At 73.7% G+C, this 12,102-nt stretch carries 9 protein-coding genes; 5 read left to right on the top strand and 4 right to left on the bottom strand.

The features are described from left to right. Positions 1-104: 104 nt before the first annotated feature. Complete coding sequence (locus VB059_RS08065; RefSeq protein ID WP_323421503.1) at positions 105-596, top strand: DUF6912 family protein; 492 nt, start codon at positions 105-107, stop codon at positions 594-596. 9 nt (positions 597-605) lie between these two features. On the opposite strand, the gene VB059_RS08060 is transcribed toward VB059_RS08065, so the two are convergent. Next, entirely contained in the window at positions 606-1,073 is a 468-nt protein-coding gene (locus tag VB059_RS08060; protein WP_323421502.1) for a DUF2505 domain-containing protein, read from the bottom strand. 26 nt (positions 1,074-1,099) lie between these two features. Here VB059_RS08060 and VB059_RS08055 point away from each other — a divergent pair, with 26 nt between their 5' ends. Beyond that, on the top strand, positions 1,100-1,954 hold the full coding sequence (locus VB059_RS08055) for a PHP domain-containing protein (protein WP_323421501.1): 855 nt from the start codon (positions 1,100-1,102) through the stop codon (positions 1,952-1,954). A gap of 43 nt (positions 1,955-1,997) precedes the next feature. Here the strand turns inward: VB059_RS08055 and VB059_RS08050 are convergent, their stop codons facing one another. The 3 genes from VB059_RS08050 to VB059_RS08040 form a co-directional block, all read right to left on the bottom strand. Continuing rightward, positions 1,998-2,816: an alpha/beta hydrolase gene (locus VB059_RS08050; RefSeq protein ID WP_323421500.1), complete on the bottom strand. Its 819-nt coding sequence runs from the start codon at positions 2,814-2,816 to the stop codon at positions 1,998-2,000. Between the two features lie 7 nt (positions 2,817-2,823). Continuing rightward, complete coding sequence (locus tag VB059_RS08045) at positions 2,824-4,326, bottom strand: DEAD/DEAH box helicase (protein WP_416339524.1); 1,503 nt, start codon at positions 4,324-4,326, stop codon at positions 2,824-2,826. Between the two features lie 166 nt (positions 4,327-4,492). Next, positions 4,493-4,717 carry a DUF3107 domain-containing protein gene (locus tag VB059_RS08040; protein WP_323421499.1) on the bottom strand — a complete coding sequence of 75 codons (225 nt, stop codon included), beginning with the start codon at positions 4,715-4,717 and terminating at the stop codon, positions 4,493-4,495. A gap of 250 nt (positions 4,718-4,967) precedes the next feature. Between VB059_RS08040 and VB059_RS08035 the strand changes: the two genes are divergently transcribed. From VB059_RS08035 to nudC, 3 genes are read left to right on the top strand one after another with little or no spacing between them, the layout of a single operon-like run. After that, positions 4,968-8,072 (top strand): ATP-dependent DNA helicase, encoded by a 3,105-nt coding sequence (locus VB059_RS08035; protein ID WP_323421498.1) that lies wholly within the window; start codon positions 4,968-4,970, stop codon positions 8,070-8,072. After that, positions 8,069-11,200, top strand: coding sequence for an ATP-dependent DNA helicase (locus tag VB059_RS08030; protein ID WP_323421497.1), 3,132 nt, complete (start codon positions 8,069-8,071; stop codon positions 11,198-11,200). The genes VB059_RS08035 and VB059_RS08030 overlap by 4 nt, the downstream gene beginning before the upstream one ends. Before the next feature lie 12 nt (positions 11,201-11,212). Continuing rightward, entirely contained in the window at positions 11,213-12,097 is an 885-nt protein-coding gene (nudC, locus tag VB059_RS08025) for an NAD(+) diphosphatase (protein WP_323421520.1), read from the top strand. Positions 12,098-12,102 lie beyond the last annotated feature (5 nt).

Raw genomic sequence — 12,102 nt, 5'->3', positions numbered from 1 at the left:
ACACATCTGTGGACAGATCGCGACCCGGACAACACCCCGGCCCATCCGGACAACACGTCGGGTCATCCGGACAACACCCACCGCGCGGGCAGTAGCCTGAGGACATGGCGAGCGTACGCACCACCCGGACCGTCTACCTGCCGTCCGACCCCCGGACAGCGGCGCAGTTCCGCAGCTCCGGACGGCTCGACCGCGGCGAGGGGATCAGCGCCGACGACGCGTACGCCCGGCGCCGCGACCTCGACCCGGCGGTGCCCGACGACGAGGAGGAGGCCGACTACTGGGCGCTGACCGACGCCGGTCTGGCCGGCCTGGCTGCTGCCGAAGGGCCACGATTCGTGATCGCGGTCCGGGCCCGGCCCGAGCAGATCGTCGCGGCGGGACCGGACGGGAGCGGCCGGGTGAGCGTCGCGGACGTCGCTTGGTCCCAGGTCAGTGCCCTGTTCATCGACGAGGCCGAGGCCCTGCCGGCCGTGGCGGCCGCGCGGGCCGCACTGGCCGATCCGGACGCCTTCGCCGAGCGGACCGCAGCTCTGGTGACCGCGCACGACCTGCTCTGGTACGCCCCCGAGGAGCTCGACGCCCTGCTGGGCTGAGCCGGCCGATCAGGCCAGGTAGCTGCGGGCGACCGTCTCCTGCACCTCGACACCGGCGGTCAGCGCCGGGGCGGCCGCCTGCTCGAGCTTGCGGCCGACCAGCGGCAGCTTGACGACGAGGTCGCCGGACACGACGATCTGGCTGCCGGTGGTGGTGGGGGAGAGGACGGCGGCACCGGTCATCCGGCCGGGGGTACCCGGCACGTCGACGACCAGGTCGGCAGTCCGGGTGCCGTCGGCCGCGGGCTCGCCCCAGACGTACGTCTCGACGACGGTGATCGTCTCGCCGACGAGCTTCCTCGCGAGATCCGGCGAGGGCATGCTGCGCGACATCCGGGTGCGGTTGCCGTCGGCCTCCACCTCGAACGCCACCGCCCCGCCGGTACGGCAGACCTCTTCGAGGAAGGCCCGATCCGTCTGCATCGCGAAGACGCGGGCGGGGTCAGCGGGGAACTGCGCGGTGGCGGAGATCTGCATGGGACCCATCGTGCCACCCCCCTACGATGGGTGCCATGAGCGTCCCGAGCCGCATCGACCTGCATACCCACTCATCCGTGTCGGACGGGACCGACTCCCCGGCCGGCCTGGTGCGGTCCGCCGCAGCGGCCGGACTGACGGTGGTGGCGCTGACCGACCACGACACCTGGGACGGGCTGGCCGAGGCGGCGCGGACCGCGGCCGGTCTCGGACTGGGATTCGTGCCGGGCGTGGAGATGTCGTGCGAGCACCTGGGGCACTCGGTCCACCTGCTCGGGTACGGCGGGGACCGGTCCGATCCCGACTGGGTCGCCGAACTGGCCAGGATCCGGGCGGGACGTGCCGACCGTATCCCGGCGATGCTGCGCCGACTGGCCGAGCTGGGCATGCCGCTGACCGAGGCGGAGGTCGCCGCCCAGGCGCACGACACCCCCTCGATCGGCCGGCCGCACGTCGCCGACGCCCTGGTGGCACGGGGCTACGTGGCGGACCGGGACGAGGCGTTCGCCGGGTATCTGGCCGAGGGCGGGCCCGCTTACGTCGACCGCTACGCCCCTGATGTGTTCGCCGCGGTCCGGCTGGTCCGGGCGGCCGGGGCGGTGCCGGTCATCGCGCATCCCTGGGGCCGCGACTCACGACGGGTGCTGCCGCTGGACGTGCTGGGGGAGTTGCTCGCGGCCGGGGCGGTGGGTTGGGAGGTGGACCACGTCGAGCACCGGCCCGAGGACCGTCGCGACCTACGGGCGTACGCCGTGGCCCACGGGGCGCTGGTCACCGGCTCCAGCGACTACCACGGCACGGGGAAGACCCACAATCCGCTCGGCTGCGAGACCACCGCGCCGGACCAGTACGCCCGGTTGCGGGAGCTGATGGGCGACTGAGCCGGGTCGCCCGGACATAGGCGACTGAGCCGGGCCGCCCGGGTCAGTCGAGCTCGAGGAAATTCTGCACCAGGGCGTGGGCGGTGGCCTCCGGCCGGTCCTCGGCCGGATGGTCCGAACAGCCCTTGAGCACCACCGGGTCGGCGCCCAGCTTCCGCGCCATCGCCACCTGTGCAGCGACCGGCCAGGTGTCGGCGTGCTCGCCGTAGACGACGTGGAAGTCGATGCCGGTCGCGCACAACTGTGCGGAACGGTCCGGGGTGTGTTCAGCGGCGTGGACCATCGCGGTGACGGCACGGGGGTCGGTCCGCGACAGCCGCTCCTCGATGAACGCTGCCGGGTGCTCCTCCACCAGGCCGAGCAGCGTGAGGAATCCCCGATGGATCTCCACCAGTGGGCGCCCCTCGGCGAGAGCGTCCTCCACGAAGCCCAGCGGGCGGGTCCGACCCAGACCGCCGGGACCGGAGCTGACCAGGGTGACCGAGTCCCAGAAGTCCGGCTCGGCCAAGGCGGCTTCCTCGGCCACCAGCCCGCCGAACCCCTGGCCGACCAGGTGGACCGGGATGTCCGACCCGATCTCGGCGACCAGGGCGGTTACGTCCTCGGCGAACACCTCCAGCGAGTAGGGGCCGGGCGAGGTGGACTCGAAGCATCCCCTCAGGTCCGGTGCGCAGCAGGTGAACCCCTCCGCAGCCAGCGCCGGCAGGACGGTGTCGAAGTCCTCCTTCGACCCGAAGATGCCGTGCAGGAGGACGACCACCCCCCGTTCGTCGTCCGGGCTGCAGGTGTGCAGCGCCAGCGAGGTGCCGTCGTCGAGGTCGACGACGGCCGTCTCGATCGGCAGGTCGGGGCGCTCGGTCATCCGGTGCTCACTCGGTGGGAGCGGGAGCCGTCCCGGCCCCCTCGCCCTCGCGATGGATCCGGCGGCGACGCCGACGACGCCGCGGCGTGGCATCCCCGGTCGTGGTGTCGGGCGCCTCGGTAGCCGGCTCGACGCCGCGCCCGGTGTCGTCGGGGTGTCCCTCGCCGCGGGGGTGCCGTGCGGCGGCCGACCGGCTCGGGGACCGGTGCCCGGCACGGTGCCCGCCGGAGGTGGGGCCGCCCTTGGCCGAGGACTTGCCGCCCTTGTGGCCGGCCGTACCGCTGGTGGGCCGCGGCGGGCCGACCTGACCGGTGGCCTCCGGGTCGATCTCGAGCTCGCTGAACAGGTGGTCCGAGGTGGAATAGGTCTCCTGCGGATCGGGCAGGTCGAGGGCGAGGGTCTTGTTGATCACCTTCCACCGGGTGACGTCGGCCCAGTCGACCAGAGTGACCGCGATGCCCTCAGCGCCGGCCCGGCCGGTGCGGCCGATCCGGTGCACGTACGTGCTGGAGTCCTCGGGGCACTCGTAGTTGATCACGTGGGTGACGCCGGTGACGTCGATCCCGCGGGCCGCCACGTCGGTGGCCACCAGGACGTCGATGCGTCCCTCACGGAACCGGTGCAGCGCCTGTTCCCGGGCCGCCTGTGTCCGGTCACCGTGGATCGCTGCGGCGGAGAAGCCGCGCTCGCACAGGTTGTCGGCCACCCGCTGGGCCTCGCGCTTCGTCCGGCAGAAGATCATCACCCGGTCGCGATCCTTCGCCTGCAGGATCCGGGACACGAGCTCGGGCTTGTCGAGTGGGTGCGCCTGATAGATGAACTGGCGGGTGGCGGGGACGGTCTGCACGTCCTCCTGGTGCTCGGCCCGGATGTTCACCGGCGACTGCAGGTGCGTACGGGCGAGGGCGACGATCGGGGCGGGCATCGTGGCGGAGAACATCAGCGTCTGGCGATTCTTCGCCGTCTTCGACATCAGCCGTTCGACGTCGGGCAGGAAGCCGAGGTCGAGCATCTCGTCGGCCTCGTCCAGGACGGCGATGCGCACCCGGGACAGATCGAGTGCCCGACGGTTGGCGAGGTCGAGGAGCCGTCCGGGCGTGCCGACCACGACATCGATGCCCTCAGCAAGGGCTTCGAGCTGCGGTTCGTACGGCGTGCCGCCGTAGACCGTGAGGATCCGTGCGGTGGTCCGGGCCGCGGCGGTGACCAGATCCTTGCCCACCTGGTTCGCCAGCTCCCGCGTGGGGGCGATGACCAGGGCCTGGGGGCTGGTGCCGTGGCCGTCCTCGGGGTCGGCCGGGAGATCGATGCGCTGGAGCAGCGGGAGCCCGAACGCGAGCGTCTTGCCCGTCCCGGTGCGGGCCTGCCCGATCAGGTCACTGCCCTGCAGGGCGATCGGGATGGCCATTTCCTGGATCGGGAAGGGGTGCACGATGCCGTGTTCCGCGAGGGCTTCCCCGAAAGCGGCGTCGATCCCGAGATCGGTGAATGTTGTGGTGTTGTCTGACAGGGCTCTGGCCTTTGCAGTCGCGGGCGCTGCGCACGACGGTGCGGCGCCCTGCTTGGACGCGCTCTTCGGCTCGGCACGCCCGGGAGGTACGGTGGCGCCCCGGTGCGGGGCTCGTCACGCGCCTATTCTAGCCCAGCACCCGGGCGTGCCCCGAAACGCGCGATCCTCAGAGACTGCCGAAGCCGACCGGACGCGCATTCGGCTGGCCGATCTCGACGTACGCGACCGCCTCGGCCGGGATCAGCACCTGGCGTCCGTGCGCATCGGTCAGGGACAGCACCGACCCGTCGGACAGCGCCTTCTCGAAGGTCTCCTTGAACGCCTCGGCCGTCTGGTCGAGGTCGACGACGACCTCCCGGGCAAGATGCTTCACGCCGATCTTGATCTCCACCGCTGTGCCTCTCTGTTCGAATGTGGCTGCCTCCACCGTGCCACAGCCGGGGATCGGGGACGAAAGCCGTTCGCTGACGGCGGAGACCGGACGGTCCACGGCCCGCTCCGGGCCGGCCTGTCGGGGAATGTCAGTGCCTTCTGGTGGGATGGTGAACGTGGACGCGATGACAGGAGAGGACGTGACCGCGGTGACACCGGCGGAGGTGACTGCAAGGACACGGGGGGACGGGACCGCAGCGACGAGGACCGTGGGGACCGCAGCGGGCATCTGCCCGGAGGGTGTCCACCGGCTGGATGCCGGCCCGGTCCTCGACCCTGCCCAGCGGGTGGTGGCCGACCACGGGCAGGGGCCCCTGCTCGTACTCGGGGCCGCCGGCACCGGCAAGACCACCGCTCTGGTCGAGGCCGCCGTCACGCATGTGCGTGACCACGGTGTCGCCCCCGAACGGGTCCTCCTGCTCACTTTCTCCCGCGGTGCCGCCAGGACCCTCGCCGAGCGGGTGGCCGAGCGGCTCGGGGCGACCGGGGCCAGCGTGCCGGTGCTCAGCATCCACGGCCTGTGCCACGCCCTGTGGACCGAGACCACCCGCCAGGATCCGTGGCGGGTGCTGACCGCCCCGGAGCAGGAACTGCGCCTGCGAGAGGTCCTGGAGGGCTCCGCCGAGCCCTGGCCCGAGGACGTCCGCGAGGCGATCGGCACCCGGGCGTTCACGCGGGAGCTGCGCGACCTGGTGGCGCGGGCCCGCCAGCTCGGTCTCGATCCCGCCGACGTCGCCCGGCTCGGCCGCGCCGAGGGTCGGCCGGTGTGGGTGCGTGCCGCCCATCTCGTCGAGGAGTACCTCGACGTCCTCGACGCCGAGCGGGTGCTCGACTACGACGAACTCGTGCACCGGGTGCGCATCCTGCTGGCCGACCCGGCGACCGGCGCGACACTGCGGTCCCGCTGGGACCGGGTCCTGGTCGATGACCTGCAGGACGCGGTGCCTGCCCATGCGGCACTGCTGCGTGACCTGGTCCCCCCCTCGTCGGGTGCCGGACTGGTGGTGACGGCCGACCCGGACCGGGCGGTCTTCTCCTTCCGCGGCGCCGACGGGGACGCCGTGGTCCGGTTCCCCGGGCAGCACGCTGATCTTCTCGGTCGGCTCGCACCGGTGCACGTGCTGGGCAACGACCACCGGCACGGCGGGCGGCTCGCCGCAGTGGTGCACCGTCCGATGGTGACCCGGCCCCGGCCGGCCGGTCTGCCGGACTGGCGGCGGCCCACCCCGGTCCGGTCGGCGCAGGGCGCGGCGCGCCTGGTGGTGTGCACCGATGCCCGCGACGAGGCGTCGGTGGTCGCTCGTGCTCTGTTCACCGGCCACGAGGAAGGGCACATCCCCTGGCACCGGCTGGCCGTCGTGGTGCGCTCCCGCGGCCCCGAGGAGTCCCTGCTGCGACGACGCCTGGTCCGGGCCGGGATCCCGGTGGCGGTCGCCGACGACACGCCGCTGATCGACGAACCTGCTGTCCGGGTGCTGCTCGAGGTCGTCCAGACCGCACTCGCCGCAGAGGAGCCGGACCCCGCGGCGGTGGAGCGCCTCGCGCTCGGTCCGCTCGGCGCCGTCGACCCGATGGATCTGCGTCGCCACCGGCGCCTCCTCGCCGCAGCCGGCGAACCGGGCACGGAGGCGGGGCTGGCCAGGGTCCGACGTCGGCTGGAGAAAGTGGCGGCGGCGATCAGGACGACCCGGGACGCGATCGACGCGGCCGGCAGTGCCGAGGAGGTGCTGTGGGCCGCCTGGTCCGCCACCGACTGGCCGCAACGGCTCCGGGAGACCGCGCTCGGCGGGGGCGCCGACGCCACCCGGGCGGATCGCGACCTGGACGCCGTGTTGGCCCTGTTCGACTTCGCCGCCCGGGCCGGGGCGCGACGGGGTCGGGCGGGCGCCCTGGAGCTGCTGGAGGAGGTGCGCCACCAGGAGATCGCCGTCGACACACGGATGACCCGTCGTCTGGTGCCGGACGCTGTCGAGGTCCTCACCCCGCACCGCTGCGGCGGGCGGGAGTGGGACCTGGTCATCGTCGCGGGGGTCCAGGAGGGCGTCTGGCCCGCCGCGCGCCCCAGCCGGTCCCTGATCGGGACGGACCGGCTCGGTCCCGACGGCGCAATCCTGCCGGTGACCCCGGGGGAGGTCCTCGCCGAGGAGCGCCGGCTGTTCCACCTGGCCTGTTCCCGGGCCCGCGACACCCTCCTGGTCACCGCGGTCGCCGACGAGGCCGGGGAGGCCGGGGAGGCCGGGCGACCGTCGCGCTTCGTCGCTGAGCTCGGGCTCGAGCCGACGGTGCCCGATCCTGCCACCGGGCCGGTGCCCACCACTGCCGCCCTGGTGGGCGAGCTGCGCCGGGTGGGCGCCGACCCCGCCGCGGGGTCCCTCGTCCGTGATGAGGCCGCGATCGCGCTGGCCCGACTGTCCGACCAGGTGCCCGCAGCCGCTCCCCGCACCTGGTGGGGTGCGCGGGAGCAGACCCGACGCGCCGAACCACTGGTGGCCCCGGACGCGCCGGTGGCGCTGTCCCCGAGCGGTGTCGATGCGCTGCGGCGCTGCCCGCGGCGCTGGTTCCTCGAACGGCGCGCCGGTGCGACCGCTCCGGCCACCGAAGCCGCTTCGATCGGATCGCTGGTCCATGATCTCGCCCGCCGGGCGAGCCAGGGCGAGATCCCCCCCGGGCAGCTGCGGGGTGCGTTCGACGAGGCGTGGAGCGCCATCGCCACCGGACCGCGGTGGCGCCAGGAAGCCCGCCGCGAGCGGGCCTGGAGCATGCTGGAGGCCTGGCGTGCGTGGGACACCGAGCGGCCCGCCGGTGCACTGGTCGGCGTCGAGGTGCCGTTCCACTGCGAGCTGGCGGTCGATCTGCCAGACGGTCGGACGGACCGGGTGGAACTGCACGGGATCGTCGACCGGCTGGAGTCGATCGACGGCCGGCTGGTCGTCGTGGACTACAAGACGGGCCGCCGGGCCACCGCCCGTGAGGTCGAGACCCTCGGTCAGCTCGGGGTGTACCAGCTGGCGGTGCGGGCCGGCGCGTTCGACGAGGTGACCGGCGGGGCCCTGCACCGTCCGGGAGCCGCCCTCGCCGTCTACCTGGACGCCGGCGAGGGCACCCCACGGGCCGTGACCCTCGGGCAACCCTCGCTCGACGACGTCCCCGCCCCAGCCGGGCTGGACGTCGGGGCCGCTCCCGACTGGGCCTCCGCCGCGGTCGCCGAGGCCGTACGGATCATCCGCGACGAGAACTTCGAGGCGCGCCGGGGGAGCCATTGCCGCGGCTGCCCCTTCGACGGTGACTGCCCGCAGAAGGGAGGACACGCATGACACCGCTCGACGGTCCCGCCCTCTGCGACCTGGTGGGGATCCGGTTCTCCCCCGAGCAGCTCGCCGCGATCACCGCCCCACTCGAGCCGGGTGTGATCATCGCCGGTGCCGGCACCGGCAAGACGACCGTGATGGCGGCCCGGGTGGTCTGGCTGGTGGCCTCCGGGATGGTACGGCCCGATCAGGTCCTCGGTCTCACTTTCACCCGGAAGGCCGCGCGTGAGCTGGGCGCCCGGATCGGGACCTCGCTGGAATCGGCCGGGCTGCTCGACGCCGACGGGGAGAACGGTGGCCCCACCGTGGCGACGTACGACTCCTTCGCCGGCATGCTCTGCGCCGAGCACGCCCCGCGCCTGGGTGTGGAGGGCGACCTGCGCCTGGTGGACGACGCGGAACTGTTCGCGCTGGCCGACCGGGTCGTCGGGGCGGGGCGGACGCCGGCGCCGGAACTCGCCGGCGTGTCGGTGGCCACCGTCGTCGAGCGGGTGGTCGCTCTGAGTGGCGAAATGCTCGCGAACGGCGTGTCGGTGGCGGATCTGCTCGACCAGTGTGCAGCATTCGAGGCCGAGCTCGACGAGGCACCGCTCCACGGTGGCAAGCCCTACAAGGACGTCGTGGACGCCCGGGGGGTGGTCCGGGCCCGGCGTGAGCTGGCCGGCTTCGTCCGTGACCTGTGGGAGGCGAAGGGCCGCGAGGGGGTGGTCGAATTCGCCGACCGGACCGCGCTCGCCGCCCGGCTCGCCACCGAGGTCCCCGGTGTCGGCCGGCAACTGCGCGAGGAGTACCGGGTCGTGCTGCTGGACGAGTACCAGGACACCAGCGCGGCCCAGACCACGATGCTCGCGGGCCTGTTCTCCGGGTCGGAGCCGGCCTCCGGGCGGGGGTTCCCGGTGACCGCTGTCGGCGATCCCCTGCAGGCGATCTACGAGTGGCGCGGGGCAGCCGTCGGCACGATCGCCGGGTTCCCGGTCACCTTCCCGGCAGCTGACGGCAGCCCGGCCCGGCACTTCACCCTCCGGACGAACCGTCGCTCGGGCACCCGGATCCTGGAGGTCGCCAACGAGGTCTCGGCGCCGCTGCGCGCCACCGGCGGGCCGGCCTGCCCGGCCGCGCTGGTCGGCCCGGAGGGGAGCCGCGCCGGCACGGTCACCGTGCAGCTGGCCGAGACCTGGGACGACGAGGCGGCCGCAGTGGTGCGTACGCTCCTCGCCGAGCACACCCAGGGCACGGACTGGGGCGACATCGCGATCCTCGGGCGTCGCCGGGCGGACCTCGCCGTGCTGCACCGCACCCTGGAGGAGGCCGGGATCCCGTCGGTCCTCGTCGGGCTGGGTGGGCTGTTGGCCCTGCCCGAGTGCGCCCAGGTGATCGCCGTCCTGCGGCTCCTCCACGATGTGACCGACAACCTGGCGGTGATGACGCTGCTCGCCGGGCCGCGGTGGCGCCTCGGCCACCGTGACCTTGCCGCGCTCCGGGACCGGGCAAAGCGCCTGGCCGGCGAAGGTCAGGAGCCCTGTCTGCTGGATGCCGTCGACGACCCGGGCCCCGATGGGCTGTCCGCCGAGGCCCGGGAACGACTCACCGTCCTCTCCGCGGAGCTGTCCCGGCTCCGCTCGCACGCCGGGGAGCCGGTGGGAGAGCTGGTGGCGCGGGTGGTCCGGATCAGCGGTATCGTTCCGGAACTGCTGGCGGAACGAGGACCCGACGGCTCCCGCCAGCTCGACGCCCTGGTCGAGGCCGTGGAGGAGTACGGCTCGCGGCGCGCCTCGGCGGGTCTGGCGGGCCTGCTGGCCTGGTTCGAGGCCGAGGCGCGGGTCGGCCGCGGCATGGAGCAGGCTCCGGCGCCCACCCGCGACGCCGTCACCCTGCTGACGGTACACGCGTCCAAGGGCCTGGAATGGGACGTCGTGCTGCTCCCGGCGGTCGTCGAGGGTGTCTTCCCCAGCACCCCGAAGCCGGCGGACTGGACCCGCACCGCACACGTGCTCCCGTTCGAGTTGCGCGGGGACGCCGACGGGCTGCCGGCACTGGCCGGGGCGAGTCGGGCGGGGCTGCTGGAGATGCGCGGTGCGCTCAAGGAGCTCGCCCGTGGCGCGGAGCGGCGGCTGGGCTACGTCGCCGTGTCCCGCGCTCGCCACCGCCTCCACGTGTCGGGCCACCGGTGGCACCCTGACACGGTCAGGGAGCGGGCCGAATCGCCCTTCCTCCGGGCCGCCCGTACGGTCCTCGGAGAACCGTCCGAGGAGGCAGCAGAGGGCGCCAACCCGTATCTCGATGTGGACCGGACGGCCGCTGCGGTGCCGGACGTCGCCTCCGACCGGGAGCCCACCCGTGACCTTGCCACGGCGGTGGAACACTGGCGGGCGACGCTCGCCGCCGGTGGTGCCCCCGAGCCGCCGACCGACGCGGACGTCGCGGCCCTGGCCACCCGCTGGCGCCGGGACGGTGATCGGTTGCTCGCCCGGCTGCGGGCCCGCAACGCTCCCGTGGACGTCGACCTGCCGGGTCGGCTCTCGGTCACGGAGATTGTCCGCGGGATGACCGATCCGGAGGACCTGCGCGATCAGGTGCGTCGGCCGATGCCGGTGCAGCCCTCGCGCCGGGCGACGCTCGGCACCCGGTTCCACGCGTGGGTGGAGGACCGGTTCCGCCACCAGGGCACGCTGGACGTGGAGTTCGAGGGGGAGCAGGGGATCGCCGTCGGGCGGTCGCAGCGCTCCACGGCCGATGACGAGATGCTGGCCGAGTTCGACGCGCTGTGCCGCGCGTTCGAGTCCGGGCGGTTCGCCGATCGCCAGCCGTACGCCCTCGAGCTGCCGTTCGCGCTCACCTTGGGCGGACGGCTGGTCCGGGGCCGGATCGACGCCGTCTACCGGCAACCGTCGGGCGGCGCCACGGACCTCCTCGTCGTGGACTGGAAGACCCATCGCGGCGGGACGGCCGACCCGCTGCAATTGGCGCTCTACCGGCTCGCCGCGGCACGGACGTACGGCCTCGAGCTGGACCGCGTCGCCGCCGGCTTCTACTACGTGCGCCGGGACCGGTTCGACCTTGTCGAGCAGCTGCCCGGTGTCGAGGAGCTGGTGGCCGATGTGTCCCGGCTCACCGCGGTGCTGGGCCGCGACTAGGCTGACGGCGTGATGGACTGGTCGGCCGCGAGTGGCCTGGATCGCAGCGAGGAACACCGCGAGGACGCCGCGTGGGTGCGGCGGCAGTGGGAGTCGCCGGCGGCGCTGCTGCTGCCGGTCGGGCCGGGCGGCCGGCTGCCGGTCGGGCCGGGCCCGGCGCTGCGCTACCTTCCGACCACCGGGGACCGTGATCCGGCGACCACCCACCTGCTCGGCACGGCCGACGACCGGCCGGTCTTCTGTCGGGTCGTCGACGAGGTCGAGGGCGAGACGGCGAGCGTCCGGGAGATCGGACACCGACTGACCGGGACCCAGGCCGATGTTGCGTTCAGTGCCACCTCGCTGGCCAACTGGCACCGGATCGAGCCGCGGTGCAGCGCCTGTGGAGCGCTCACCCAGCCGCGGCGGGCCGGCCTGATGCGGCACTGTCCCGAATGCGGGCGCGACACCTGGCCGCGGACCGACCCGGCCGTCATCGTCGCCGTGACGAACGCCGACGACGAGATCCTGCTCGCCCACCAGCCCGTCTGGGCCGCCGGACGGGTGTCCGTCCTGGCCGGCTTCGTGGAGACGGGTGAGTCCCTCGAGCAGGCGATCCACCGCGAGATCCTTGAGGAATCGGGCGTGACCCTGGGGGAGGTGCGCTACGTGGCGAGCCAGCCCTGGCCCTACCCGCGGTCGCTGATGCTCGGCTTCCGGGCGAGGGCCACGTCGACCCGGATCATCGTCGACACGGCGGAGCTGGCCTGGGGCCGCTGGTTCAGCCGGGCCGCGGTGCGGGCCGGATCGGTGGACGGCAGCCTGGTGCTGCCCCCCGCCTCGTCCATCGCCCGCCGGCTGATCGAGGACTGGCTCGGCGAGGACGCCACCCGGTCGGAGGGGCCCGACCGGCACTGACGGGT

Source organism: Raineyella sp. (assembly GCF_034933565.1).
Classification (GTDB): Bacteria; Actinomycetota; Actinomycetes; order Propionibacteriales; family Propionibacteriaceae; genus Raineyella.
The sequence above is the reverse complement of the archived record's forward strand: the minus strand, read 5'-3'. Positions and strand labels throughout refer to the sequence as shown.

Coding starts and splice junctions, on each gene's coding strand:
- VB059_RS08065 (WP_323421503.1), top strand. CDS start 105: ATGGCGAGCGTACGCACCACCCGGACCGTCTACCTGCCGTCCGACCCC.
- VB059_RS08060 (WP_323421502.1), bottom strand. CDS start 1,073: ATGCAGATCTCCGCCACCGCGCAGTTCCCCGCTGACCCCGCCCGCGTC.
- VB059_RS08055 (WP_323421501.1), top strand. CDS start 1,100: ATGGGTGCCATGAGCGTCCCGAGCCGCATCGACCTGCATACCCACTCA.
- VB059_RS08050 (WP_323421500.1), bottom strand. CDS start 2,816: ATGACCGAGCGCCCCGACCTGCCGATCGAGACGGCCGTCGTCGACCTC.
- VB059_RS08030 (WP_323421497.1), top strand. CDS start 8,069: ATGACACCGCTCGACGGTCCCGCCCTCTGCGACCTGGTGGGGATCCGG.
- nudC (WP_323421520.1), top strand. CDS start 11,213: ATGGACTGGTCGGCCGCGAGTGGCCTGGATCGCAGCGAGGAACACCGC.